Consider the following 26,554-nt stretch of genomic DNA (forward strand, 5'->3'; position numbering starts at 1 on the left):
GATGTCTAAAATTTTAGTCGTAGATGACGATTCTGGACTGCGACTATCAGTGAAGTCCACACTTCAGGCCACCAAGAGATTTGAAGTGGACGAAGCCTTTGATGGTCTCGATGCCTTAGAAAAAGTAAAGCGTCAGAATTACAATGCCGTGCTTCTTGATGTGGACATGCCAAGAATGTCGGGAGTGGAGGCTCTCAGAGCAATAAAAGAATACGATCCTTCAATTATTGTGCTGATCATGACAGCCTATGCAACCATTGATGATGCCGTCAAATCTGTCAAAGATGGAGCTTATAACTACGTTTCAAAACCCGTTAAGGGAGATGAGCTGACTCAGATGGTAGACAGAGCAATTCGGGCCCATGAGCTTATCTCTGAGGTGGCAAGAAGTGCTCCCATTCTCCACGAGGCAGGGCGCAAGATCGTTGGCAATACAGCTCAAATGCAGAAGGTATTTAATATTATTCTACGTCTCTCCAAGGTGGAAACACCCGTACTCATTCGAGGCGCTTCGGGCACAGGCAAGGAGCTTGTCGCTCGGGCTATTCATTGCAATGGCGGAAACAAAGATGGCAAGTTTGTCGCCCTCAACTGTTCTGCAATTCCCGAGAATCTCTTTGAAAGTGAATTGTTTGGGCATGAGAAGGGAGCCTTTACCGGGGCCGAACAGCGTAAGATCGGAAAATTTCAATTTGCCGAGGGCGGAACTCTTTTCCTCGATGAAATTGGTGATATGCCTCTCTTGATGCAAGTCAAACTATTGCGCGTGTTGCAAGAGAAGCTATTTACTCCAGTGGGGTCCAATCGAGAAATCGAAACCAATGTCAGAATCATTGCAGCAACGAACCGCCCTCTAGAAGAGATGAATAAAAATGGTTCCTTTCGGGAAGATCTCTACTACCGGTTAAATGTCATGCCGATTTTTCTTCCTTCTTTGGCTGAGCGGCGCGATGATCTCGATCACCTCATTCATACCTTTATTAAGAAATTCAATCTGATTCAGAGGAAAAAGATTATCGGAATTACGCCCAGCACTCTCGCCGCTCTAAAAAAATATGATTGGCCCGGGAACATTCGTGAATTGGAAAATGTTATCGAGCACTCTTTCATTCTTGAAGAATCCAATCAGCTGACCATTGGCTCATTGCCAGAGTCATTTTTGCGCTCCACCGGCATTCATTTGGAAAATCACCTTTTGAGGGACTCGTCAAAGCAAGACTTCACAGACGAAGAATCTGAAGATTTTTCTGACCTCGATAACCTCGACGATGGAGAGACAACTGGAAACGAAAATGAAGTTGTACCCCTCCTGGGAGGAGGGTCCGCTCTCGATTTTAACGTCCACAAAGAGGCTTTTGAAAGGGAATTCATTGTGAAGGCCCTGAAAGCTTTTAAAGGACGAATTAACCAGACTGCCTTGCATGCTAATATTCCAAAAAAGACGCTCTTACGAAAAATAGAAAAATACGGAATTGTAGCAAAGGACTATGCATAATTTATGCAGGAGTCTTTGATAAAAGATTGTCAGCCAAACAACAAACGCAAGCATCCTTCCATTCTTGTCAAGAAAGAAGAAGTTATAGGAATTAATAATTTTTCTGTTTTGAGTTCTCACTTCTTTCCATTTGAATGACTGGAAGATTTGCCCTAATGTATATCGTCCATGGCTACATCAAGTGCTCCCCCACAAGCTTATACGCGCGAAACACTGGCTCAGGCTTATATCTGGCTGAAATCTCAACCGGAATCCATTAAGGAGCGGGCCAAAAACGCTGATGCTCTCGTAAGTCTTTATTTGCATGCCTGTCGGCACGGTCTCGACGTTTTTAAGGAAGTCTCTCCAGCCGCAGCAGATGCCCCTCGCTCGACAGAAAATTTCAGAAATACGCTCAAGGATTTGAGCGAAGGATTTCGGCAATTTGACGAACCCGCTGAAACTCCTGCTAAAGTCAGCCATTTAAATGTTGCACCCTCAAGGCCCACTTCTGTATCTCATCAAGCCCCCCCTTCAATCTCAACTGAAACAAATATCCGTCCTCATCCAGAGACAAATTCTCTCCATGCGAACAGGAATTTTCCTCAAGACAGGGGTGGGGCGAGTTCTTCGCAACAGAGAGGTCCGGTAGCCCAGCATTCCAACCATTCTTCAGACGACGAAATGATGAGTCAGCAGCAGGTCCGAGTTCATCAGCAACAGGGACCCACGCAGACCCCACAGCCACCAAGGGACCCTTTTCCAGCCTATCGCGCCTATCTCCAAGATGACGAATGGGCTCGTCAAACCGGACACTCCGTGTCACTTGACCCCCCATTTCCGCCTTTTGCGAATCCGGCTAGCGAACTGACCGTCGATTCGAGGAGTCATGAAATTCTCAGGCGCGTGCGCAGAAAAATGAATTTAAGTTCAGAAAATGAAGCACTCAGGATGCTGATCAGCCTTGGATTCGAAAGACTTCGAGATATTGTCCCCTAAGATTCTTATTTGCGACTATTTGGAAGTCCTCATTGCGAGGCCTCAGTTATTGACAAGGCGCGTTTTGTAACCTAGGTTTGGCGAATTCAATGAGGAGCAGCATCGCCGTGGCAGATATCTTCGCAGATCAATATAAAAATTCTATTCACCTTCCCAAAACCAGCTTTCCTATGAAAGGGAATCTTCCACAAACGGAACCACAAAAAATAGAAGATTGGGCTCAAATTGGTATTTATGAAAAACTCATCAAGCGCAATGAAGGGCGCCCTCTATTCGTAATGCCTGATGGTCCTCCCTATGCAAATGGATATCTTCACTTGGGACATGTTCTCAATAAAGTTCTCAAAGATATTGTTATTAAGTTTAAAAATATGTCGGGTTATCAAGCTGCTTTCATTCCAGGATGGGATTGTCACGGTTTGCCTATCGAGCTCAACGTCACAAAGAAGCTCGGAGACAAAAGATCTCAAATCTCAGATGCCGAGGTTCGCCAATTGTGCCGGCAAGAAGCCCTTAGTTGGGTGGATAAACAAAGAAAGCAATTCGTGAGACTCGGAATTCTAGGTGATTGGGATCACCCCTATCTCACCCTGCAACCGAAATACGAAGCCGAAGAAGTACGAGTCTTGGCACAAATTCTAGAAAATGGAGTGCTTTATCGCGGAGAAAAGCCAGTCTACTGGTGCCCCGCTCTTCAAACGGCCCTGGCCGCAGCAGAAGTCGAATACCTTGACCACAAAAGCCCCTCAATCTATGTCAAATTTCCCCTTGAAAATGAGAGTGACCTTAAAAAAATTGGTGGCCCTCAAAAGCCCGTGTCTTTTGTCATTTGGACGACCACTCCTTGGACTTTGCCAGCCAATTATGGAATCTGCGTTAACGCCGACTTTGACTATGGATTATTCGACAGCGGCTCTGAGCTATTGATTGTCGCCGAACAGCTGCAAGGCGATTTCGAGAAAAATACCGGTCTGTCTTTAACAAAAACAGCCAGTTTTAAAGGTATTGATTTTGATTTGATGAAAGCGCGTCACCCATTTATGGGAAGAGACTCTTTGCTGATGATCGGTGATCATGTCACTCTCGATGCTGGAACTGGCTGTGTTCACACGGCTCCTGGACATGGTCTGGAAGATTACCAAGTTGGGTTGAAGTACGGGCTTCCGATACATAGCCCAGTCGATAAATCTGGCCGATTTACTCAAGATGTCCAACAGTACAAGGGAATTAAAATCTGGGAAGGGAATAAACTGATTGTTGCCGATCTAAAAGAATCGGGCCATCTTCTCGGCTACAAAGAAATCAGTCACAGCTATCCCCATAACCCACGATCAAAAACACCATTGATTTTTCGTTCTACACCCCAGTGGTTTATTCGCCTGGACGACGATAAATTTCCCGTTAGAAAAATGGCTCTAGCTGCAGCCGAAAAAGATATTCAATATTTTCCAAGCTGGGGAAGCCAGCGTCTGATCTCGATGATCGCCAACTCCCCTGACTGGTGTCTCAGTCGTCAGAGAATCTGGGGAGTCCCAATTCCCGTATTTTATTGTACAAAATGTGAAGAGCCCTTGGCAGATCCAGAAGTTATGCGTCGAATTGCCGACCAAATGGAAAAATCAGGCGAAGGACTTGAAGCCTACTACCGCCTCCCCTCCTCAAGCTTCACAAATGACAAGAAATGCAACAAGTGTGGGAGCGATGAATTCGCGAAGGGCCAAGATATTCTCGATGTCTGGTTTGACAGTGGAGTTTGCCATTCAGCCGTGCAACGCAATCGAGAAAAAATGGCTTTCCCTGCTGATATTTACCTAGAAGGAAGTGACCAACATCGGGGATGGTTTCAGACAAGTCTCATATCCGCCATTGCCTCAGTTGGAAAGACCCCTTACAAGGCCCTTATCACTCATGGCTTTGTCACGGATTCTTCCGGATACAAGATGAGTAAATCACAAGGCAATGTCATTGATCCCTCTGAAGTTATCAATAAGGCCGGAGCCGAGATACTGCGATTGTGGGTGGCCCACGAAGACTATGGTCAAGACGTCAATGTGGGCGATGAAATCTTTCAACGAGTCACTGAAACCTATCGCCGTTTTCGCAACACCTTTCGCTTTATGTTGGGAAATTTGGATGACTTCAATTTTAAACAGGACGGTATCCCCTTTGAAAAGATGCCGGAGCTAGACCAGTGGGCCTTGGTCCGCTTGAATGATTTGATAAAAAAGGTCCATTCGGCGTATGAAAATTATGAATTCTACAAAGTATTTCATGCTCTGAATAATTTCTTCACGACAGATTTGTCTGCAACCTATTTGGATATTTTGAAAGATCGACTTTATACCTGGAAAACTGATGGCTTGGGCCGGAGATCGGCTCAGACTGTTCTTTTTGAAATGACCGAAAAAACTCTCGTGATGATGGCCCCCATTCTCTCTTTTCTATCGGAAGAGGTTTATTCCCAATTCCCCGGAAAGACAGGCGAGAGCGCTTTCCTTTGTGAGTTCCCAAAGCCCAATCCGCAATGGACCAAGCCTGGAATCGAGGCCAAGTTCCTCGAGCTCCTTGAGATTCGCTCGCTCGTGCAAAAAGTATTGGAGGATCTAAGAACCAGTCGCGTTATCGGATCAAGCTTAGAAGCACATGTGACAATCACCTCAGAGGGATCAAGCTTCCGAACTCTAAAGGAGTACATAAAGGACCTGAAGGAGTTTTTTATTGTTTCGTCTGTGACCCTCATTGATGGCCCCGGCCCAAAAGTCGAGGCTAAACGTGCCGAGGGAACCAAATGTTTGCGTTGCTGGCACTACAGCATTGATACTGGTAAGAATCTTAGTTTTCCGGGCACCTGTTCAAAATGTGTTGAGGCTTTAGGATGAAAATTGGCCGTAGATATTTTTTTTTAGCGGCTCTCGCTGGCGCAGTCGTTACTCTTGATCAACTGACTAAAATGTATGTTCACACTCAATTCTACCTGGGAGAGACGCTCCCTCTTTTGGAAGATTTCTTTAACTTCACTTATGTAAGAAACACAGGAGCGGCATTCGGCATTTTTCGTGATGCGCCGGAGTCCTTTCGGGACATTTTTTTTCTGTCGATGCCACCCCTCGCTATGCTTGTCATTCTTTCTATTTTGTGGAACGTAGAGGACCGCGATCACCTCCAAATCTTTGCTCTCAGCAATATTTTTGGAGGGGCCATCGGCAATTATATCGATCGCCTTCGCTTTGGCTACGTCATTGATTTTCTCGATTTGCACTATAAACACATCTATACCTGGCCCGCATTTAATATTGCTGACTCCTGTATCGTTGGAGGAGTTAGTATTCTGCTTCTTATTATGGTAAGGCAGTACATTTCCGACCGCTCAAGAACGCATTCCAATCGAAATGACGTCCTCCCGAATTCAGCTTCTGACGTGGAAAAAGCAAATAAAACTACCTAGAGCGAAGGATCCGAAGCTTTGTATCCAGAAATTCATATAACTTCTGAGATTTCCCTGCCCACGTACCTGGTTACAGTCAGTTTAACCTACTGTATGGGACTTTTGTGGTTGGTGAAGCGTACTGCTGACAAAGATATGGATCGAGCCACGGCTTTGGATGTGGCCTTTGCTGTCATGGTGGGAGGATTTCTTGGCTCGCGGCTGTTTCATGTCTTTTATGAATTGCCCGATTATTACAGGGCGCATCCGATAGAAGTTTTTAAGTTTTGGAATGGTGGTTTTGTTTTTTATGGAGGAGCCTTTCTCGCTTTTGCTTCCGGATTTGCTTTGGTAAAGTGGAAGGGGCAGCAGGCAGGTCAATGGGCAGATGTCTTTGCTCCCGTGGCTGCTTTCGGATACGCGCTCGGCCGTATTGGCTGCCTTCTTAATGGGTGTTGCTACGGAAAACATTGCGATCTCCCCTGGAATATCAATGGCCGCCACCCCGCCCCTGCCTATGCAACTCTTTTGGAATTTGGCATTCTGGGCATCCTACTTTTTTGCGAACGCATGCAGTCCAGGTCACCCAAAAAGTGGCTGTTACTTCACCACCCTGGTCGACTTTTTGTCCTTTGGATGGGACTCCATGGAATCAGTCGTCTCTTCCTAGAATCTGTAAGGGCCGACGACAGGGGCCCCGCTCTGATTTTTGATCTCAGTATTTCATCATGGATAAGTCTCTGCTTTGTCGGTTTCTCAGCTGGCGTTTTCTTGAGAGATTTTATTCTCAATATGAGATTATCAAAGATCTCCACATGATTTAATCCCAATATGAGTCAATTGATCTGTCGATCTCGTTAACGATAAAACGCAACTTGACGCTCTTCTGCCATTAGGGCCCCGCAGTTTGCTTAGCTATGGCACTAAATTTGAAGTTCACCTCCTACGGGGACCATGGGGGGCTCGATGAAAAATAGACGGATCTTTGCGATACATCTAGTAACCATCCTTCTGCTTATTTCCGGCTCAATTTTTAATTCGTGTTCCGATATCAATTTTTCAGGTGCTCAATTCACAAACACGGATCCCGATCAACCAGGAACTGGTCTTGGAGATCGAACCTGCAGGGGCAAAGAATGCGAACCCTGCTATGAAAGTTTCTCTGCAGATTGCGGAGACCCAAAAGTTCCTGTTCCACATGAAACCTCCTATACGGTTCCTAGCTCCTCCTCAAAGGTCGATATCTTGGCAGTGATAGACAATAGCGGGTCCATGGAACAGGAGCACCAGAAACTCTCAGATCGACTTGAAAACCTCATTGATGTCCTGAATGCCGCAGCAATCGATTGGCAGATCTGTTACACATTAACTCATGTAACCAACCGCAGAAACGAAGTCCTGAGTGATGCGGGTGCCATTCATGACTGGTTCAAAAGGAAGGCTAACAATAATCGGGAATTCGAATCCACAGGATTGAGAATCCTAGGGAAAGACACGCCGAATTCCAAACAGATATTTTCGGATACGCTAGACACCATTGGTGTTTTTGATTCCGGTAGCGGCAACGGTTCTGAACAGGCTGTTGCAGCAGCTCGCTACGCGGTCGAACGTCAGAGCAATGACATTTGCTTCCGTTCCGATGCAGCTCTTGCCATGATTACAGTCACCGATGAAGATGAACGAAGTTGCGGAGGACGTTGCCAGATCACTCCGGATGAATTTGTGCCATTTCCGGGAAGACCTTTGATTGATTACACCGGACAGTATCGTCCCCTTACTGACATGGATAATCCCGAAAAACTCATAAAGGATATTCAAATCAAGTGGCCCGGAAAGCCATTCACTGCTCATTCCATCTCTATTCTTCGGGGAGACAAAGCTTGCTACGACCAACAGGACAAAGATCACCCTGCCTTTTATGGCTATGTCTATCAATCTTTGAGTGATCTTACCGACGGTATCAAAGGAAATATTTGCTCAAATGATTATTCATCACAACTCACCAGCATGGGCGAGAGAACTGTTAAATCTCTAAATGCTCTTACGCTTGAATGCGCTCCTCAGTCGGTCGAACAAATCACAATCGATCCCAACAATGGGAACACTTGGACCCTCAGTGGAGATAAAATCTATTTCAATCCACCTCTCACCGAGGGAACCAGGGTCTTAATCAAGTACACTTGTCTTGAATAAAAGAACTATTTTTTAGTAGCGCGATGATCTTCCGCCGCCACCACCGCCGTAGCCGCCGCCGCCACTTCGGCCGCCGCCACCGCCGTAGCCACCGCCACCACTTCGGCCACCACCGCCCTCACGAGGCGCTTGAGGCTTGGCCTCACTCACATTGATCGCACGACCTGACTGCTCAGTGCCATTGAGTTTCGCGATGGCTTCCGACGCCTCGCTGTCTGCTGACATCTCAACAAACGCAAAGCCTTTGCTACGGCCGGAGTCCCGATCTGTAACTACTCGAGCGGACTCTACAGTGCCAAACTCAGAGAAGAGAGATGCCAAAGACTGGTCATCCATGTTATAGGACAGGTTACCGACATATATTTTTTTTCCCATTTAAGCCTCCATTGAAAGCTAGGGGCCATTCGCAAAAGACAATAGAACATCTAGTGAATTACGAGAACGGACATTGAACTCTACTAGAAACATGATTCACTTAGGAAAGCCAGATAATTCTCCCTAATACCCATTGTTCGACAGGAGAATTGGGTATTCTGCAAGACAAAAGGGGATTTATTTAAAAAAATGGGACCCATTCGCACCCAGGCTCCCCTTGACAGTCCTCGCCTCTCAAAGGAGATTGCACAGCATAAATCTGTTTCCATTCTCCTGAAATCGCAAGAAAGGGGCTTTTTTATGCGGTTTATGCGGAAAATAAGCGTATTCTGGCTGATTGGCTTTCTCATTTTTTGGTCTTCCGTTGGTTTGGCTCATAACCGTATGGGGGCCGATCTCGGCATTGGATGGCGGTCTGACTACGGGCTTTTGGGAGTCGGTGGGCGCTATTTTTTGACTGAAACCCAGGACCTTCATTTAACTGCCGGCTTTGATGTCATCGGCCTTATCTTGGGTCTCGGATCTCGACGATACATCCAGCCCAATCATACGCGTTGCTTTTTTATGTTTGAATGCGAGCCCCGCTATTTCGTCGGCGCAACGCTCCTTAGGGCAAATGGAGCGAGCATTACCATAGAAGGGGATGGTTTAAGTGGAAAATACAGCGAAAGCGGTGGGTATGGAGCAAATTTCAGCACAGGGTTTTACGACACTTTTGGAGAGTTCTTCACAATGGGATTAGAATTGGGATACAGATTGTGGTTTGATCGACCTACCATCCATTTTCAGTCCGGCAGCTACCTAAAAAAACACCAGAATTCATTGGAAGAATTTCTTGAAGATTCTTTTACAGCTTCCGTAAGCTTTGGCTGGTCATTTTTGTGATGAGACCGAAATGCCTTTTGTTGTGAAATTCTCACCGTAAGAAAAAGCGAGTGCGTTCGAGCACATGATACCCGGAGTAAATTCCGAGCAGATAGATACTTCCGTAGCCAATTTTGGTCACACTGTGTGCCCTTTTTCTTTAATTGGGCCATTTAAGTCGGCCGGCAGCCCCCTATATGCGATCTCATTTGGTACATTTACTGAATTCTCTCTTATTGATCTAGACCGCGGTCTCTTGGAGATCGGTCTCTGTCCAGGCTTTAAATTGTGTTTTAGGTGGCCTGTTGGTGCCACGGGAGAGATTAGCTATGCCTTCACAAGTAAGAACTGTTCTTGGGAGAACCCTTCTTTCTTTTGCCATCTCTATCCTTACCATTGCCGTCTTTGTGGGTTGCGGTGGTAAAAGCAAATCGGGAAGTCCAGCTCCAGCTCCAGCTCCGACTCCGACTCCAGCTGGCACTTGTGCCGCCGGACAGATTTGGTCTCCTCAACACAACGCCTGCCTCCAGCAGTGCGCGCAGGCGGGATATGGAATTGATCCTGCAACCAACCAATGTGTTTACGTTCAGGGCGGAGTCCCCGGAAACAACTCTTCCTTCTCAAATCTTTGGGGCGGGAGAATGATCATCACTGACCATGGTCTTTACCGTGATTTCCTGCGCGACTATGCACGAATATGCGATCCCTATATTGGGTGGAATTGGGGTTCCTATAGCTGTGATTCCTGGGACAGTGTAGGAAGTTTCAGTTTGGTCTCTATTGGTACAAGCCTGCCCACTTATGGAGCTGCGACTATTTATGCCTACAATGATTACTCCCCTGGGTATTATGTTCCGATTTCTATCAACGGAAATTTTGAGCCCATCAATGACAATACTGGATTCGAGCTGCGCCGCACGGGTTATGGCGGAACACCAAGCTACAATGACATTTTGAGCGTCCAGGCCGACCCAGGAAAACTGACAGATTCGACGCTCTATATATATCTCTCATATAACGGTAAAGATTTTGCGAGAATTGAAGCGAAGAAATAAGGGCTGATTGCAACGGAGCGCGCAATCTGCCCCGTCCAATATTTTCCGGTTTCCTAGCCTATCATGAAAAGCTCAGAATTTTGGCGCTCGCTGTTTCAGCCAATCGTATTGTCTGTCAAGTGAATCTCAAAAAAAACAAATCACTCGACCAAAATTAAAAAAGCCATTGACCCTAGGCCCAATTAAAAGTTCAATTTCTATACTTAATAAATTCACCAACCTAGTTTTTCAACGGGAGTAATTCAGAATGAACAAAGCGCAACTTATCGAAAGAGTCGCTGCCGACACAAACATGACAAAAGCTCAAGCTGAGCGTGTTTTGGATACCACCATCGACACAATCAGAAAGTCTGTTAAAAAGGGCGATGATGTGAAGCTTGTTGGCTTTGGCACTTTTACGAAAACCAAGCGCAAAGCCCGCGTCGGCCGCAATCCACAAACTGGTAAAGCAATTAAAATTCCTGCCGGCTGGTATCCTAAGTTTCGTCCTGGTGCTGAGTTTAAAGAATCCGTCCGCTAGTTGAATCTCATCCTATCAACTGAAAAAAGGCCAATTTGGATATCAAATTTGGCCTTTTTTTTCTTCTTTTGATCTTTTTAAAAAAGTTTAACTTTTTTTTAGCGAAAAAATGATCCATATTCATCGCCTATGCCAACATTTAATTCTTCCGATCTTAAAAAAATAGGTGTTTTCACAAGCGGCGGCGATGCGCCTGGAATGAACGCTGCCATTCGCGCCGTCGTTCGTTCCGCAATAGGTTCCGGAATTCAAGTCGACGCCATTTACCAGGGTTTCAAGGGAATGCTAAATGGCGACTTTGAAACGCTCGGACTTCGTTCGATGGCAAATACCATTCAGCGAGGTGGGACTGTCATCAAAACTGGGCGCTGTATGGAATTTCATCGACCGGAGGAGAGGCGCCGTGCAGCTGAAAATCTTCGGCAAAGAGAAATTCAGGCCCTTGTCTGTATTGGTGGAGATGGTTCCTTCGCGGGTGCCCACGCCTTGTGGGTTGAGCAAAAAGTTCCCTACGTCGGAATTCCTGGAACGATTGACAACGATATTTTTGGTACGGACCTGACGATCGGATTTGATACGGCCGTCAATACAGCCCTTGAAGCCATTGATCGTATCCGTGATACAGCTGCAAGTCACGATCGACTGTTCATTGTCGAGGTTATGGGGCGTGACTCAGGCTATATTGCTGTTGATGTAGGCATTGCTGGAGGAGCGGAGGGCGTTTTTATTCCAGAATCTCCTTTGTCTGTAGATTCTGCGATCGAGAAAATAAGGAGCGGAATCAAAGCAGGAAAGACTTCAAGTATTCTTGTTGCAGCTGAGGGGCAAAAGCCAGGCCGCGCTTACGATCTTGCAGAAGCGATCCGAAAAAAATCTGGATTTGAAGCTAAGGTTTGTATCCTGGGGCATATCCAGAGAGGTGGCGCCCCTACAGCAGTCGATCGAATTCTAGGAAGTCGTCTTGGTGCTCAGGCCGTCCATAGTTTTTGTTAAGGGGTCTGTGACATTATGGTGGGAATTCAGGCAGGACAAATCATCGAAAAGGAAATGGCCAAATGCCTGGGACAAAAAAAGGCTCTCCCATTGGGAGTTCTTGGTTTAGTGGATCAACTCTCTCACTAGTTACTGGGAGAGTGTGGCAGCAAAAGGCAATGACACACATAAGCACTCTCTATGGTCGGCGACCAAGGCATTTGACGAAAAATTAACAAATTGTTAAGAACAGCCTTCGGAGTCCGGGTGGGGAGTGTTTTGGTTATGAGAAATGGACTTAAAAAGGGGCTGGTTTGTCTGGCCACCATCCACCTGTTTCTTTGGCTCTCCTCGTGCCTCTTAAATCGGCATCAAAAATTGGAAAATCAAAAAACTGTTCGCGTTGGCAGTTTTCTTTCGCTGACAGGGCCGGATGCTTCTTTCGGATGGAGCACTCGCAAGGGACTGGAACTTGCCGTATCTCAAATAAATGAAAATGGAGGAGTGAGCGGGCGAACTCTTGAGCTCATCATTCGAGACGACGGCGGTAAGATAGATAAGGCCATCAAAGCGGTTGATGATTTTGGATCTGATCCCGCATTTGTTGCAATTCTTGGGCAAGCCGCAAGTCAGTTATCGCTAGCCGCAGCACCTCATGCCCAGAAATATGGAATCCCTATGATTAGCCCCAGCTCTACAAACCCCCGGGTCACAGAAGTGGGAGATTTTATCTTTAGAGTTTGTTTTATTGATCCCTTCCAAGGCTACGTCATGGCAAAATTCGCTCGGGAAAACTTGAAAGCTTCACGGGTTGCGATCATTCGCGACCGTCGATCCGAATACAGCATGGGGCTTGCCGAATATTTCGATCGGACATTTAGGTCTTTAGGCGGATTCATCGTCGCAGAGGAAGAGTTCGCGGCAGGAGACACTGATTTTAGCAGCCAACTCAGTCACATCCGCTCCAAAGGACCTGATGCGATATTCATTCCCGGCTATTATTCAGAGGTGGCCCTCATTGCTAAGCAGGCGCGACTGATGAGAATTCGGACCCGTTTGCTGGGGGGTGACGGCTGGGACTCTGGAAAATTATTTGAGCTCACCCAAGGAGCTCTCAACGGAGCTTACTTTTCCAGTCATTTTTCTCCCGAAAGAAATTCGGCTCCTGTTAAAAAATTTGTTGAAACTTATAAGGAAAAATTTGGCGAAAGCCCTGATGGCTTTGCTGCAATGGCTTACGATGCTGCCTTTATTTTAGTTGATGCAATCGAAAAAGCGACTCCTTTCACTCGAAAACAGGTTCGTGACCAAATCGCCCTGACGCGACACTTTCCCGGTGTTACGGGCTCTATCTCTTTGAATTCAAATAGAAATGCTGACAAATCTGCCGTCATTTTTAGAATTGATGGCCCCAATAACCGCTTTGTCACGACAGTTGAGCCCAACTGAGGCGCTCCCATAATACCGTCCCCAAATTCCATAACTGTAAAATATTCCTATTGCAGCAACGGGAATGACGCGTCAGAATAGGCTCGAAGGTCTGCGTAGAGTCCATTCTGTTCCAAATTTGCACCAGCAGGTCCCGGAACTTTCCAAAAATAGGAAGAGCAGATGTACATTTTTCGAATCCTTCTTTTGACCCTTGCGATTTTGCTGGCCTCCTTTCGGTCGTCCGCCCAAAATCAAGATTTGGAGGAGCTATCCAATCCTTCGGTCATTAATCAAAAAATACTCTCCTTTAAGACTTGCAGGGAAAATCGGCACGTTATCAGCTCTTCCAAATCCAATATTTCACAAATCTGCCTTTCTTCTGATAGTGAATTTCGCGATGCAATCAATGATTTTCAAATCTTTACAGTTGTTTATATAGACGGAACAGTAGCGGAATACACGCTCTCCTCTTTCAAGCTTGATCAGCTTCTTTCCCATAGACTTCAGAGCAATGTGATGAAGGGGATTCTCTTAAATAGAGTTCAGAGTTCTCCTTCGGCCCCTAGTATTTTGATTGAGGGAGCTGTTTTCTTGGTTTTCAAAAAAGGCCAAGAATCGTCAAACACAACCCCGCCCCTTATTGTCGGACGCACACCACTTGACGAAGCTTTTTTTGTACCGCAATAAAGAAGCCTCTGAGCCCGAGCTAGGCCATAGAAAGGCCTTTCGCCGCAACCAATCATAAAAAAATCGAGACAAAAGGTAAATCCATCGTTATGTTCCACCCGCTCTGGAGGGAGGGAGAATATCCACATCTCAACCTATAAGAAGGAATGCAAAATGAAAAATTGTTTATATGGCCTATGCGCCGCAATCCTAGCTGCCTCCACGCTTCAGTCACAGGCGAATCCCTCAGAAGGATTTGAATATACCGGTTATTTCCGATCAGGAACCGGAACCAATTCCTTGGGCGGAAACTACGAATGCTTCAACAATAAGAAGACGAGCGGAAATGAATTTCGCATCGGAAACGAATGCGCGACCTATGGCGAAGCCACTTTCACCTTTCACCACCTCAAGAGTGAAAAAAATGATCCCTTCTTTAAAAGCCAAATTCGCTTGGCCTATGTCGCCAATGATTTTGGAAAAGCAGGAACAGGCACACCAGTCACCTATACGAATAATGGCGATGCCGTGTTCTCATTGGCAGAAGCCTATGTTCAAGGTGGGAAATTTCAAGATGTTCCCTATACCTTTTGGGCTGGAAAGCGATTCTATCGTGAACCCGATCTTTTTATGAACGATTGGTTCTATTATGGCAACACGGTCGGCAACGGAGCCGGCGTTGAAGAAATACCAGTGGGTATTGGAAAACTCGCCATCGCCCAACTTCGCCAGGTGAATACGGATGCCGCGGATGGTGGTAGAACCGAAAAGGGACGACCAGGTATCACTTTGTGGGATGCACGTCTCAAAGACATCGCCATCACCGAAAATGACAAGCTTGAATTTTGGGTGGCCTATGGGCATTCGCCAGAGGGCACAAGCGTTGCGACTCCCACTGATGTTTATGAAAAAGGCACCGGACTTATTGTTGGCGCCAAAAATCACTATGAATTTGATGGTGGTTTCTATGATGCCGCATTGATTCGAGGTTCGGGTCTCATGCAATCGCTCGAACTGTCAGGGGATTCTACTCCAATCAAAGAAACGAGCACACCGACCACACAGAAGAGCACACAACAAGACGCTCTTCGTTGGCGTTTAGTCAATCATGTCCAATATGAGATACCTAATAGCAAATGGGCTTTTCATGCGGGAATCAGTCACGAACGTTGGGATAGTGGAGCGGCCACTAAGAACCTGGGCAAATGGACCAGCGTCGGAATTCTCCCTGTTTATTTCCTGACCGACCATATTCAATTGACTGGCCAATTGGGAGCCTCACTCGTCGATGACGAGAGTGAGCTTAATGGAAGTGATCCGTTGGGACAGCGCACTCTTTACCGAGCCACGATCGCCCCACAAATCGCCATCAATACGAAATTGAGTGCCCGCCCTGTGTTAAGAGCTTATTACACTCAGAGCTGGTGGAACGACAAGAATAAGGGAGCTTCATACGTTGGAGCAAATGCACCGTCTTTTGTCGACAAAACCAGCGGTGCTTCTTACGGTTTCCAAGCGGAAGTTTGGTTCTAAGCCAAGTCAGTTTGGCTGAACAAATATCAGTTTATTCTGAAAGTGCAGAAACGGGCCTCAATGGCCCGTTTCTCTTTGTGTTGAACATTGCTTTAGTTTCTCAATTCATCTCAGTTTTCTGATTAACGTTTCAGATTGATCACCTCGGCCAATAATTCATCTGTGGTGGTGATCGTTTTGGCATTCGCTTGAAATCCTCTCTGATTTTGTATGAGGTTGACGAATTCCAGAGCCAAATCCACCGTTGAGCGCTCTAGTGATTTAGCAAAAATCTTCCCACGCCCGGCACGATTTGGTTTTCCAACAGCAGGAGAACCCGAATCACGAGCTTCTTTCAATCGGTTGTTTCCCACTTTGAAAAGGGCTTCTGGGTTTTCGAACTTCGCCAAAGCAATTTGCGCCAAATCCTTGGTTGCACCATTGCTGTACAATGCCGTGAGAACACCTTCATCGTTGAAAGAAAGGTTGGTGATGGTTCCTGCCGCTGACCCGTCTTGGTTCCAACTCATCATGTCAGAATCTTTGCCATACTGCTTCGTCCCGTCAAGCCCCTTTCCTTTGTCAGTCGTGATGGAATCGCCAAAATCAACCTTGATCTGCTGGTTCTGAAAGGCTCCACCTTTGAAATTGAAAGTTGAGGAAACCATTTCTTCTGTATCTAGTTTGCCATCGACGTTAAAAGTGAGCTTTCCCTTGCAAGCTTCACTCAATCCATCTTCAACCCCTCCCATCATCTCCTTTCCATCTACCATTCCTCGATACTCCCAGGTCCGGTCAGCGATTTTATTGAAAAACATTGTCATTAAATGCTTATTCCCTTGAGAGTCGTAAATTTCAACTCCCGTCGAATAGTTAGAGGTATCATAGGGATTTTTGGGATCGAAGACCTTTACCATTCCCGGTTCTTGAGCGACCCGAGAGTCCAGATTGAGCTCCATCCTAATTTTGGTTGTTCCTTTGGCTGGAATCAAAGCCCGAGGAAATTTAATATCTTCCACCTTATTAATGACAGTCCCGTTTTCATCAGCCTCAAATCCCTGCACCCGCTGATTGTCATTTGTCACCAAATAGCCTTCCTTATCAAAGTGAAAGGATCCATCTCGAGAAAAGGACTCACCGTCTGAACCCTTCAAGATGTAGTAACCGTCTCCTGAGATGGCGAGATCTGTCGCTTTCTCCGTTGCATCGACATTTCCTTGAACGAGAATGGGATTGACGGCCCCAATTTTCACACCGCGACCTATTTGGTTTCCACCCAAAATGCCTTTTAAACTTTTTGAGATGATATCTTGAAATTCTGCTCGACTGGCTTTGAATCCAATTGTGTTGGCATTGGCGATATTATCACCAATCACACCCAAGGCTTCACCCTGTGCGCTCAAACCGGATACACCGGTATAAAGTGAAGAAAGAACACCCATACAAGACCTCCATGTCTTCCGCCACCTCAATCAATCAGTGACGTTTACGGAGGGGCCCCCTCTACGAGGTCCAGCCCCTATTATTTTTTTAAAGCACCCAAACATCCTGTTCGGGCCCTACAAACCCAACTCAAATGACGACAGTGGAGTCGATGTTAGTAAATACATTGTCCTTCAATGAATTCCTGTCCATCACCGTCACTACCGTATTATTCTTCACGCTCACAATCATGGCTGAATCATCAGTCAATATGAGAGTTTCCTTCGCCCCCTTTCCAGCGGCTCTTTCAACTGCACTTTCAATTTTTCCTAAACATTCTGGTGAGAATACAATCCCTCGGGATTGCATTCGCTCAATGGCATGATTCGAAAATCGAATACTTTCAGATGGAGAATTCTCTCCACGTAAGGCCAATTGACCGCTAGCTCCCTGATCAATTTGGCGCAAAGTTTGTCTAAATTCCCCTTTTTCATCTAATCCCTTTGGGGCCAAACCAGTGGTTCGTGGCCTCTGCAAACCTTCAAGTGATTGAATCTTTCCAGTGTTGAACACCTGACTCACAATCCCGCCTCAATCCCCTGCTTTTTCATCTCATTCACCATTTCCCGACTCATGCCCACAGTTTCCAAATTGCTCTCCAAGGGCGATGCAACCGAGCCCGAAGAATCTGGAACCGATGGCCTCTTCGTCTGCGGACCGGACTTCTGAACAGCAGGCGACACCGTATTGACTTGTCTTCCCACTTTCGCTTGTGTCAATTGGGAAGGATCCACTATTTTCTTAACCTCACTCAATTGAATGCTTTGATTGCCCACAAGCAGCAGTGGACCCTTCGGAGTAAAATTCACGCCGCTGATTGTTCCCTCAAATTTCGTCTCAGTCCCAACCTTAACACCATTGGAGGCGACGGCTTCAATTACAATTCGATACTCTCCCGCACGAGCTGGCTGGCCGTCTTCAGTTAATCCGTTCCAACTCAACTCATTCTTGCCTTTTTTAACCTCGCTCAAACTCAACTCACGAACAGTTTGATTATTAGCATCCATAATTTTGACTTTAACATCGCTTGCGTCACCGAGTAGATCATAGGCCACATCGTGAGTTTCCTTCTCGTCAGTTCGGCTGATTCGTGACGAATCTCCACTGACCCCTTTGCCTATAAGACCGAGAGCCGCAAAATCATTTTTCGGAGCTGCGGCCTTTGCGAGATCTCCAATCCCCTTGTCAATATTTCCCAGACTTTCGAGTGAAGAGAACTGAGCCAATTGCGCTGCCATTTGATGATTTTCCATTGGATTTGTTGGATCCTGATTTTTCAATTGAGCAAGAAGTAGTTTTAAAAAGGCATCCCGATCCAGCTCATTGTTTCCGACTTTCCTCGTTTTAGCGGGATCTACCCAGTTTGGATCGGCAACTTTATTTAATACCTCACCAAGGTCCTTGCTCCCAAAGGCCTTTTTGTAATCTTCTGGGGAAACCTCATTTCCAACGTCTGGCTTCAATGCCGATTGCTGAACTGAATTTGACCACGTTTGAGTGGAATTCTTAATGTTAATCATTAAAGCTCCGGTCGTTCATCATGCCACCAAATCCAGTCTTCGATTCCCATTTCTAGGTTTTGACCTCATCGAGAGAATTGATTGATCCGAACTGTCATCCTGAGCTTGTGATCGATAATTTTTCATTGCAGGCATGTCAACGAACCCTTGGCGCCAATTTTGATTGTTCTGCCGAAATTCCTCCAGGAACTGACGAACATGACTTTGATTTTGATCCTGCATGTTCTGATCCATGTGCTTCGAAACGCTATCAGGCGAACCAATTTTGATTTGGTCAACATTTATACGATGTGAAGAAAAGGTCTCCCTGAGATCAGCAAGCCCGTTTTCCAGAAGCTTCTTCGTATTCGCGTTCGACGCAATCATTTCGATATTGACTCGACCGCCGTCGCTGATGACCTTGAGTGTAACCTCGCCGACTCCTTCCGGATTCAGCTTGATCTTCATTTCTCCACCGCCGTTTTTCACCAAGACTTGTGCCTGATCCACAACATCACGAACATTGGAAGATTCTTGAGCTGAACTCATTTTTGGCATTTGAACTAAAAATTGATTGCCCTTTGTTCCTTCATTTTTTGCAGTATTTGCCAAGCCAGACATCTGATCAGAAAGTTGCTGTTCGCCCTGGAATTCTCTTTTTCCTTCCTTTTGACTCTCCACTCTTGACTGCGAAATTGAATGTGCCGGCAAATCGCTCTTCTCAGATCTCCGACTCCCCCACTCAGGACCAGTGAAGCGAGTGTCTGCCTGATCAAGAATACCCTCAAGGTCTTGTGACTCAAAGAATTCTTCCTGGGATTCTTCCTGACCCATGCCGGAAAGACTCACCGGAAATGCCATTGCTTGATCAACTTCGGTGCTCGGGGAATATGCCGAAGTTTCATTTCGAATAGGCAAAATTTCTGCATCACTCAAGTTGTCGGCATCAGCGCCAATATCAGATTGTCCAGCTGCTGCAACTTCTGATTTCAACCTCTCAGATTCAGTCGCACTTGTCTCGATGGATTGATTCTCGCCCCTGAGTGTCTCCAACCCACGAGATCTCACTCCGCTTGAGGTATTCTGGCTTGTGGACATTTCACCCCCAGTGCTTGAAGTAAATCCCTGGGGTGTAATTTGGCCGCTTTCACTGACGCTGGTTGAAGATAATCCATTTGAGGGGCTCAGACTGGCAGCAGAAGGTATTCCTAAATCAAACTCACTGGCAACACCCTTTTGGTCTCCCAAGGGCCCAATCATTTCATCGCTTTTAGCTTCCTGGTCCTCGCGCACCATTTGATTATCTACAAAAAATGCCTGCGACATTCTATCCAAGGATGCATTTAGGGCTTTCTTTCGAGCTTCATCTGCCGAAATAACTTCAAGAGAAACCTGCCGATCATTTCCCTTTAGATATTCCCCAACATTGGACGGCGACGTCTGTTTAAGCAAGTTTTGAAAGAGCTCAAGGGCACGTCCTCTTTCGCTGCTATCAAGCCCCAATTGATCAACAATTTTTTCTACTGATGCCTCCGGTGGGGCGACAAGATCATTGGCCGAAAGCTGAGAAAAGGCCGCTACAATTTGACCTGCACCAACTCCGACATCCTCCTCCATCTTTTTCAAAAAGCCCTGCATTGCCAGGCGGCGGGTCAATTGATCCACCGAAGGATTCAATCGATTTTGCAATTCTGGATTTATATCTTCAGACGAGTCTTCGATCTCTTCCATCACATTCTGAGAATTCGATCTCCCGACCTTTTCTATCTTTTCTTTTGGAGAATCCGAAAGGCTCATCTGCTTTTCGATATTCTTTCTAAAATCGCGACCAACTTTTGAATCACCCTGACGAATGGGCGAAGTCATTTTATCTGACTGATCTCTCGGGATTTGATTTGCACTCAAAGCTGACAAATTGTTTATCATACTGAACTATCGCCTTTTATATCCTGCAAATTTTTCTGAAATAATCTGTGCCTTGCTCGGTTCGAGCAAATTCATGATCTCCGCAGCATTTTTTTTCTTCATTTGACCCAGAACTTCGATCGCAAGGTCTTCATTCAAAGTCCCGATTACCTTTGCAGCCTGTTGCGGTTTCATATTCGAATAAAACTCCACCAATGTTTTCACCTTTTGCTGATCAACTTCAACTTTATCCTTTAGGACCCCGGCAATTTGAACTCGGATCCTCTCCAGATGTTGAATACGTTCTTCAATCTCACTCTTCTGCTTATGCAATTCCTCTTCCAACTCGTTCAGCTCCTTTTCTCTTAGGTCCAACTCCTTTTTCCTCTCATTTAACTTGCTGAAATAACTCAGATCATTAGAATCTACTGATTTTGAAAGATCAGCTTCGGGACCAAGGTCGGAGGCCTTTTTTTCCGCATCTGAATCTTTATTAGCGGATATATTTTCCCCTTCCTTGCCAGACTTTTGAGCCGTTCCGGTGCTTGGTTCATTCGCAAAAACCTCAGAAAAAAAACCGAATTCGATCCGATCAATGAACTTTTCTACGAGTCCTGGTTCAGAGACAAACAGAACCAAAAATCCAAATCCCGACATCATGAGCAAAGAAATGCTCAGAAAGGCGGGATTCAATCTACCACTTTTTAATTTTTTTCGCTTTATTCCCACGGCCTTTCGCAGAGACTGTTCAGCATCTATCGATCCCGCAGATCCGTGACTGGAAACCGAATTCGAATTCGATGCTCGACCAAGAGATAAATTAACGGCTCTTTTTGAAGGAACCTGCCCAGAGTTTTCTTTCGCCTTTTTGAAAAAATGATCATATCCCGAATTCATTCTGACGCCTCCGTTTTGTGCCGCATCGTTACCATTTCATCGATGTCCTTAATTTCTTCGCGCCTCATCTTACGAACAAAATCAAAGTATCTTCGGGATTTTAGCTTTTCTAAAGATTTGAATTGCTTCACTGTTTCAAGAAGGGCTTCATGCTTGGATTCTGCTTCCATCATGAGAGCTCTAACACTTGTTCTCTCGGCTTCAATTTTGGATTTTATTCCATTTAAAAAATCAACTCGCATCTGGATAAACGCTACTTGCCCACTCTCCATACTTTGGATTTCCTGTATTTCGAGGCGTGTTCGATCTGTGAGGAGATACAATTCATTGATCCGATCAAGCGCATCATCAACCCTCTTTTTAGCTTCATAATAAAGAACCTGAGCTTCCTCTTTGAGGCGCTGTCGGTACGCAAGTGCCGATTGGAGTGGAAATCGAAACTTCAATTCCTATCCTCCTAAAATCCGTTGCATCAATTTCAGGGTCTGGAGTGGAGCACTTGTCTCACGCTCACCTTGCCGCAAAAATCCTTCGATAGATTCATGAACGTCTACAGCCCGATCTATTTTGGCATTTGAACCCGCCTTGTAGGCTCCAATATTAATCAGATCTTCTGCCTCTCCGTAAATCGCTAGATTTTCACGCAGGCCAAGAGCGAGTGCCTGATGCTCCTTTGATATAATGTGCCTCATCACACGGCTTGTGCTTTGCAAAACATCAATCGCGGGAAAGTGCCCCTTTTGCGCCATTGAACGGCTCAATACAATGTGGCCATCCACAATCGACCGAACCGAGTCAGCGATTGGGTCATCCATATCGTCTCCCTCAACCAAAACTGTGTACAAGCCAGTGATAGATCCACAATTCTCAAATCTTCCGGCCCGCTCAAGTAATTTTGGGAGGAGTGAAAAAACACTCGGGGTGTAACCCTTTTGTGCTGGCGGCTCTCCTGTGCTCAAACCAATTTCCCTTTGGGCCATTCCGAATCGAGTTAAGGAATCCATCATCAACAGAACATTTCGTCCCTGTTCACAAAAGTACTCTGCAATTGTTGTTGCAAAAAATGCGGCCCGCATTCGCAGGAGCGGACTTTGGTCCGGAGTTGCCACAATAACCACAGATTTCTTAAGACCCTCAGGTCCCAGATTTTGCTCCATAAATTCGCGAACTTCTCGCCCACGCTCACCAATAAGAGCAATCACGTTAATATCGGCCGTTGTATTTCGCGCAATCATTCCCAATAGCACAGATTTCCCAACGCCCGAACCTGCCATGATGCCCACTCTTTGCCCCTGCCCGATCGTCAGTAACCCATCAATAGCCCTCACACCTAGGCTCAAAGGCGTATCGATGGGTGGACGAAAAAGGGGGTTTGTTATATCATTGTAGAGTGGTCTATCTCCCGATACGTTGAGGTCACCTTTGCCATCGATTGCCTTTCCCAGACCATCAACCACTCTACCCAACAATTCCATTCCCGTGGGCACCGTGGCTCTCAGGCGCAAAAGTTCGATTTTCGAACCCAGTCCCACCCCCCTCATTTCTCCAAGGGGCATCAGCACAATCTGCCTATCATGAAATCCAACAACCTCCGCAAAAAACGAGGATTTCAGACCGCTCGGATAAACCGCACAAACACTCCCGACACATGCTCCAGGTAAAAATCCCTTCAGAGTAAAACCTGTCACTTGCGTGATTTTCCCGATATCTTTTGTCACTTTGGTCATTGATAGGGCAGAAAGATACTTTTGCGCATCAAACTCGGTTTGACTCATGACTTATCAATTCTCTCCACTCGTAGATATTTTTGGCATGCGGTCTCGCAGATCAGCCAATACTCGGTCAACTCGTTGTTCAATTGTCGCATCGATGGCTCCGTAATTTGTCTCAACCACGCATCCACCTGACCGAATACCATCACCAATCTCCAGTTTTATTCGTTTCAGCTCCTCAGCCTTTTTCCCACCTTTTTTTCGAAACTCCTCTATTGTCGCTTGATCTTCAGCCGACACAAATAAAGTGATATCTTCATCCTTATGGACATCCGCCATAACTACTTGAAGAGTATAAAATATGCTTTGGGGATCATCGGAAATTTGGCGAAGAGCTATGCGGCCTGCAACCTGGACAAGTAGCTCCATCAGTTGTCTTTCATTTTCTGCCAAAAATCGGTTTCTTAAATTTTCAAAATGGTTAAGTAGACCATCTAGTTTTACTAGCTTCTCTTCAATTTCCGACTTCTTCTCTCCAAAGGCGAGCTCTCTACCCTCAATAAGACCAAGGTCAAAGGCTTCACGATATCCTTTTTCCTCAAACTCTTTAACCTTTTGCAAAACCAACTCTTCGATCTTGTCGTCAAGTCCCTTCTTATGAAGGTCGGCCATTCTGGTTTGAGTTAAAACTAAATCAGAAATCTTAAAGTCAGAAGCCATGGAACCCTGGGACGATAGGAAATCACTCGTCTGCTCACTCACAGCTAAGGGGAATGTCTTCGGATGATAGTCGAAAATAATTTTTTCGGAATTTTCACTTTTCACAATGCTTGAGCTCTGCTTCATACAGTCCCATTTGTAAATCGATTACACAAGAGCATCTTCAGAACCACCGCGTGCAATAAGAATCTTACCTTCGGTTTCAAGTCGCCTCGCCACATTTACAATTTCTACTTGCGCCGTTTCGACATCGGAGAGTCGAGAAGGTCCCAAATTTGCCAAATCATCTTTAAGAAGATTTGCAGCCCTCTGCGAGATATTTTTGAAAATTTTGAGTCGAATTTCTTCGTTCGCTGTCTTCAAAGCCAACAATAATTTGTCGTTCGGAACTTCCTTGAGAAGAGTCTGAATGCCACGATCATCGATTTTAACAATGTCCTCAAATACAAACATGAGTTTGCGTATTTCCTCGGCAAGTATGGGATCCTTTTCTTCGATTCTCGCCATAATAGCTGTTTCTGTGTTCTTATCCATAACGTTGAGCATTTCAGCAACCGGCTGAACTCCGCCAAGAGCAGCCTGTTCAACTGTGCCGACGCTTGCCAATTCGGCCTTGAGCACGCGGTCCACTTCTGCGATAAGTTCGGGGGCCACATGATCCAAGTTTGCCAATCGCAAGACCACTTCGGACTGCAGAGTTTCAGGCAATCTCTTAAGTACCTCACCCTTCTTTTCTGGCTCCAGATGAGCCAAAATAACCGCAATCGTCTGCGGATGCTCATTGATGAGAAAATTGGAGAGAGACTTCGCGTCTACCATTTCCAAACTCTCCAACTGCCGCTGAGCAGGTGAATTGACATTCAAGTGCCCCAAAATTCCACGTGCCCGTTCCTCTCCAACCGCATCGACAACCGTTTCCTTATTGGTTGTCTTTTCCGAGAAAATGTACTCCGAAGTTTCACTGACCATTTCGTAGTATTCCTCAAGAACACGCTTAGTGACCTCTACCGGAACAATTCTGTACTTTTGCATGGTCGCGAGTAGTTTTCGAATTTCGGCATCTTCAGTGTGCTTGAAGAGAGTTTTTGCTGCTTCAGGACCCAAATAATTGAGCAAGATGGCAGCTTTTTCAAATCCACGTAAATTACCGAACTGAATATCTTCAACTTTAATTAGGCGTACCACTTAAGCATCCCTCTTTGATAACCATAAAGCAAAAGCTCCCGCTGCTTTTTCCTGATCCTGTTCCAAATGAGCCATGATACGTTCTTTCAGTAATTCACTCTCCGCCTTGTTTGGATCGATTGAATCATTCATAATAGGAAGAGCTCCCGACATTCCTGGCAGGGAATTATCAACCGACTGTAGTTCTTCCAGCTCCTCGATCGTTCGAGGCAACATATCTTCCACCGTTTCCTGAAAAGAATCTGTAATCCATCGCATAAATGGTCTAATTACGATAAAGAAGAAGAGCGCGAGACTTAAGCTGAGAATCGACCATTTGAAAAGTGAATGTAATAGCTTCTTCCTTTCGAGATTGGTTAACAGTCTCTCTGATTCTGTAAAATCCTCTGTCTGAAATGCTATATTTTCTATTTTAACACTATCTCCCCGTGCTGCAGAAAAACCGATCGCATTTTTTACGATTGTCTCATACTTGATCAAATCGTCTGCTGATCGGGCCACATATTTGTCAGTAACATCCCCTTGATCGTTCTTTTCTCGAACCATTATTCCATCGACCAATACGGCGACTGTAATCCGCTCAATGCTACCTGCTGCTTCCTTCACATTTCTAACAGTTTTTGGTACAGAAAAATTGGTGGTTTTCATCTCTTTGCGCACGTTCTGCTTAAATCCGACTTCACCTGTATCCTCGGCACCAGGTAAATTCGCCCGAGACCCTGGTATTCCCGTGGGATTTGTTCGCGATCCATCCAGTAGTTCTTCTTCAACTGCTGAACTGCTGATAGCAGTCATTTCAGGATCGACTTTTTCTTCAACCATATTGGATTGTTTCATATTGAGAGCGGCGTCAACTCTGGCCACTATTTTTCCTGATCCGAGAACTTTGGATAATATCCCCTCGATGCGTTCCTCTAGATTCTCTTCGACTTTTCGTTTTAGATCGAGCAGATCAGAAGATTCGCCGGCCTCACCACCCATCTTCCTGGATAACAACTTTCCACGAGAATCCAGCACAGTGATTCTGTCTGGATCCAGGGATTCCACAGCACTTCCAATCAGATTCGTTATACCTCGAACTTGTTCGGGGCTCAGATGTTTGCCCGGATGAAGATCGAGTACGACCGAAGCTGAGGGCTGTCCACCCTCTTCAAGAAATGTCTTTTTGGGAGGGATGGCAAGGATCACCTTTGATTGTTTAACCGAAGAGAGCGTATTGATCGCGCGCATGAGCTCACCTTGAAGAGCTCTTTGATAATTTATCCGCTGGGCATAGGAAGTGACTCCAAAATCCTGTTTCTCAAATAATTCCAATCCCACTTGGCCAACCTGGGAACTACCAATCTCAGTCATCACTGCCATTTGTGTGGAGTGCAAAAGATCTGAGGGAACAAGTACAGTTGAACCTCCCTCCTCGAGCTTGAATGGAATATTATTTTTTTGTAGCTTGTCTAAAATCAACGCGAGTTGATCGGGTGGTATATTTTTGAAAAGAGCCACATGGTGCGTTCCACTGAGCATGGCCATAACTATTGAAACAGAAATGACCACCATTACTGAGGCGGCAAGGAGGGACATCCTCTTCATCGGAGTCAGTCCCTGATAAAACTCCTTAAACTGAGAGACTATCTGGCCAAACAGTTTCTGCAAAATCTACCTCCTAAAACCG

The 26,554-nt window shown here is 45.7% G+C and carries 24 protein-coding genes; 13 read left to right on the plus strand and 11 right to left on the minus strand.

Annotation, left to right across the window (positions count from 1 at the left end):
• Position 1: 1 nt before the first annotated feature.
• From IPL83_14665 to IPL83_14690, 6 genes are all read left to right on the plus strand, one after another.
• The gene (locus IPL83_14665) at positions 2–1,495 is read left to right on the plus strand and encodes a sigma-54-dependent Fis family transcriptional regulator (GenBank protein MBK9040378.1); all 1,494 of its coding nucleotides are present in this window, start codon (positions 2–4) and stop codon (positions 1,493–1,495) included.
• Positions 1,496–1,663: 168 nt separating this feature from the next.
• Positions 1,664–2,473, plus strand: coding sequence for a hypothetical protein (locus IPL83_14670; GenBank protein ID MBK9040379.1), 810 nt, complete (start codon positions 1,664–1,666; stop codon positions 2,471–2,473).
• 107 nt (positions 2,474–2,580) lie between these two features.
• Complete coding sequence (gene ileS, locus IPL83_14675; protein ID MBK9040380.1) at positions 2,581–5,352, plus strand: isoleucine--tRNA ligase; 2,772 nt, start codon at positions 2,581–2,583, stop codon at positions 5,350–5,352.
• Between the two features lie 2 nt (positions 5,353–5,354).
• Positions 5,355–5,918, plus strand: coding sequence for a signal peptidase II (lspA, locus tag IPL83_14680; GenBank protein ID MBK9040381.1), 564 nt, complete (start codon positions 5,355–5,357; stop codon positions 5,916–5,918).
• A gap of 18 nt (positions 5,919–5,936) precedes the next feature.
• Positions 5,937–6,716, plus strand: coding sequence for a prolipoprotein diacylglyceryl transferase (locus tag IPL83_14685; GenBank protein ID MBK9040382.1), 780 nt, complete (start codon positions 5,937–5,939; stop codon positions 6,714–6,716).
• A gap of 147 nt (positions 6,717–6,863) precedes the next feature.
• Positions 6,864–8,090 (plus strand): hypothetical protein, encoded by a 1,227-nt coding sequence (locus tag IPL83_14690; GenBank protein ID MBK9040383.1) that lies wholly within the window; start codon positions 6,864–6,866, stop codon positions 8,088–8,090.
• A 12-nt stretch (positions 8,091–8,102) separates the two neighbouring features.
• On the opposite strand, the gene IPL83_14695 is transcribed toward IPL83_14690, so the two are convergent.
• The gene (locus IPL83_14695) at positions 8,103–8,465 is read right to left on the minus strand and encodes an RNA-binding protein (GenBank protein MBK9040384.1); all 363 of its coding nucleotides are present in this window, start codon (positions 8,463–8,465) and stop codon (positions 8,103–8,105) included.
• A gap of 300 nt (positions 8,466–8,765) precedes the next feature.
• Here IPL83_14695 and IPL83_14700 point away from each other — a divergent pair, with 300 nt between their 5' ends.
• From IPL83_14700 to IPL83_14730, 7 genes are all read left to right on the plus strand, one after another.
• Positions 8,766–9,350, plus strand: a complete 585-nt coding sequence (locus IPL83_14700) for a hypothetical protein (protein MBK9040385.1) — start codon at positions 8,766–8,768, stop codon at positions 9,348–9,350.
• 308 nt (positions 9,351–9,658) lie between these two features.
• Positions 9,659–10,384, plus strand: coding sequence for a hypothetical protein (locus IPL83_14705; protein ID MBK9040386.1), 726 nt, complete (start codon positions 9,659–9,661; stop codon positions 10,382–10,384).
• A gap of 247 nt (positions 10,385–10,631) precedes the next feature.
• Positions 10,632–10,904, plus strand: a complete 273-nt coding sequence (locus IPL83_14710) for an HU family DNA-binding protein (protein MBK9040387.1) — start codon at positions 10,632–10,634, stop codon at positions 10,902–10,904.
• 129 nt (positions 10,905–11,033) lie between these two features.
• Positions 11,034–11,897 carry a 6-phosphofructokinase gene (gene pfkA / locus IPL83_14715; protein MBK9040388.1) on the plus strand — a complete coding sequence of 288 codons (864 nt, stop codon included), beginning with the start codon at positions 11,034–11,036 and terminating at the stop codon, positions 11,895–11,897.
• Between the two features lie 264 nt (positions 11,898–12,161).
• Positions 12,162–13,325, plus strand: coding sequence for an ABC transporter substrate-binding protein (locus IPL83_14720; GenBank protein MBK9040389.1), 1,164 nt, complete (start codon positions 12,162–12,164; stop codon positions 13,323–13,325).
• Positions 13,326–13,487: 162 nt separating this feature from the next.
• The gene (locus tag IPL83_14725; GenBank protein ID MBK9040390.1) at positions 13,488–13,994 is read left to right on the plus strand and encodes a hypothetical protein; all 507 of its coding nucleotides are present in this window, start codon (positions 13,488–13,490) and stop codon (positions 13,992–13,994) included.
• Between the two features lie 153 nt (positions 13,995–14,147).
• Complete coding sequence (locus IPL83_14730; GenBank protein ID MBK9040391.1) at positions 14,148–15,506, plus strand: carbohydrate porin; 1,359 nt, start codon at positions 14,148–14,150, stop codon at positions 15,504–15,506.
• Between the two features lie 122 nt (positions 15,507–15,628).
• Here IPL83_14730 and IPL83_14735 read toward each other — a convergent pair whose 3' ends face one another.
• The 10 genes from IPL83_14735 to fliF all read right to left on the minus strand — a co-directional run bounded on the left by IPL83_14735 (position 15,629) and on the right by fliF (position 26,535).
• Positions 15,629–16,927 carry a flagellar hook protein FlgE gene (locus IPL83_14735; protein ID MBK9040392.1) on the minus strand — a complete coding sequence of 433 codons (1,299 nt, stop codon included), beginning with the start codon at positions 16,925–16,927 and terminating at the stop codon, positions 15,629–15,631.
• A 130-nt stretch (positions 16,928–17,057) separates the two neighbouring features.
• Positions 17,058–17,492 carry a hypothetical protein gene (locus IPL83_14740; protein MBK9040393.1) on the minus strand — a complete coding sequence of 145 codons (435 nt, stop codon included), beginning with the start codon at positions 17,490–17,492 and terminating at the stop codon, positions 17,058–17,060.
• Complete coding sequence (locus tag IPL83_14745) at positions 17,486–18,487, minus strand: flagellar biosynthesis protein FlgD (protein ID MBK9040394.1); 1,002 nt, start codon at positions 18,485–18,487, stop codon at positions 17,486–17,488. The genes IPL83_14740 and IPL83_14745 overlap by 7 nt, the downstream gene beginning before the upstream one ends.
• An 18-nt stretch (positions 18,488–18,505) precedes the next feature.
• Entirely contained in the window at positions 18,506–20,392 is a 1,887-nt protein-coding gene (locus IPL83_14750; protein MBK9040395.1) for a flagellar hook-length control protein FliK, read from the minus strand.
• 6 nt (positions 20,393–20,398) lie between these two features.
• Positions 20,399–21,268 carry a hypothetical protein gene (locus tag IPL83_14755; protein MBK9040396.1) on the minus strand — a complete coding sequence of 290 codons (870 nt, stop codon included), beginning with the start codon at positions 21,266–21,268 and terminating at the stop codon, positions 20,399–20,401.
• Positions 21,265–21,714 carry a flagellar FliJ family protein gene (locus IPL83_14760; protein MBK9040397.1) on the minus strand — a complete coding sequence of 150 codons (450 nt, stop codon included), beginning with the start codon at positions 21,712–21,714 and terminating at the stop codon, positions 21,265–21,267. Before IPL83_14760 ends, IPL83_14755 begins: the two co-directional genes overlap by 4 nt.
• A gap of 3 nt (positions 21,715–21,717) precedes the next feature.
• Entirely contained in the window at positions 21,718–23,043 is a 1,326-nt protein-coding gene (locus IPL83_14765; GenBank protein ID MBK9040398.1) for a FliI/YscN family ATPase, read from the minus strand.
• Positions 23,044–23,049: 6 nt separating this feature from the next.
• On the minus strand, positions 23,050–23,826 hold the full coding sequence (locus IPL83_14770) for a hypothetical protein (GenBank protein ID MBK9040399.1): 777 nt from the start codon (positions 23,824–23,826) through the stop codon (positions 23,050–23,052).
• A 21-nt stretch (positions 23,827–23,847) separates the two neighbouring features.
• Positions 23,848–24,885, minus strand: coding sequence for a flagellar motor switch protein FliG (gene fliG / locus IPL83_14775; protein MBK9040400.1), 1,038 nt, complete (start codon positions 24,883–24,885; stop codon positions 23,848–23,850).
• Entirely contained in the window at positions 24,886–26,535 is a 1,650-nt protein-coding gene (fliF, locus tag IPL83_14780) for a flagellar M-ring protein FliF (GenBank protein MBK9040401.1), read from the minus strand.
• Between the last annotated feature and the right edge of the window lie 19 nt (positions 26,536–26,554).

This window comes from Bdellovibrionales bacterium (genome assembly GCA_016716765.1).
Lineage (GTDB): Bacteria > Bdellovibrionota > Bdellovibrionia > Bdellovibrionales > UBA1609 > JADJVA01.

Coding starts and splice junctions, on each gene's coding strand:
- IPL83_14735 (MBK9040392.1), bottom strand. CDS start 16,927: ATGGGTGTTCTTTCTTCACTTTATACCGGTGTATCCGGTTTGAGCGCA.
- IPL83_14705 (MBK9040386.1), top strand. CDS start 9,659: ATGCCTTCACAAGTAAGAACTGTTCTTGGGAGAACCCTTCTTTCTTTT.
- IPL83_14710 (MBK9040387.1), top strand. CDS start 10,632: ATGAACAAAGCGCAACTTATCGAAAGAGTCGCTGCCGACACAAACATG.
- IPL83_14690 (MBK9040383.1), top strand. CDS start 6,864: ATGAAAAATAGACGGATCTTTGCGATACATCTAGTAACCATCCTTCTG.
- pfkA (MBK9040388.1), top strand. CDS start 11,034: ATGCCAACATTTAATTCTTCCGATCTTAAAAAAATAGGTGTTTTCACA.
- IPL83_14665 (MBK9040378.1), top strand. CDS start 2: ATGTCTAAAATTTTAGTCGTAGATGACGATTCTGGACTGCGACTATCA.
- IPL83_14670 (MBK9040379.1), top strand. CDS start 1,664: ATGGCTACATCAAGTGCTCCCCCACAAGCTTATACGCGCGAAACACTG.
- IPL83_14730 (MBK9040391.1), top strand. CDS start 14,148: ATGAAAAATTGTTTATATGGCCTATGCGCCGCAATCCTAGCTGCCTCC.
- IPL83_14725 (MBK9040390.1), top strand. CDS start 13,488: ATGTACATTTTTCGAATCCTTCTTTTGACCCTTGCGATTTTGCTGGCC.
- IPL83_14745 (MBK9040394.1), bottom strand. CDS start 18,487: ATGATTAACATTAAGAATTCCACTCAAACGTGGTCAAATTCAGTTCAG.
- IPL83_14720 (MBK9040389.1), top strand. CDS start 12,162: ATGAGAAATGGACTTAAAAAGGGGCTGGTTTGTCTGGCCACCATCCAC.
- IPL83_14700 (MBK9040385.1), top strand. CDS start 8,766: ATGCGGTTTATGCGGAAAATAAGCGTATTCTGGCTGATTGGCTTTCTC.
- IPL83_14770 (MBK9040399.1), bottom strand. CDS start 23,826: ATGAAGCAGAGCTCAAGCATTGTGAAAAGTGAAAATTCCGAAAAAATT.
- IPL83_14765 (MBK9040398.1), bottom strand. CDS start 23,043: ATGAGTCAAACCGAGTTTGATGCGCAAAAGTATCTTTCTGCCCTATCA.
- IPL83_14695 (MBK9040384.1), bottom strand. CDS start 8,465: ATGGGAAAAAAAATATATGTCGGTAACCTGTCCTATAACATGGATGAC.
- IPL83_14750 (MBK9040395.1), bottom strand. CDS start 20,392: ATGATAAACAATTTGTCAGCTTTGAGTGCAAATCAAATCCCGAGAGAT.
- IPL83_14755 (MBK9040396.1), bottom strand. CDS start 21,268: ATGAATTCGGGATATGATCATTTTTTCAAAAAGGCGAAAGAAAACTCT.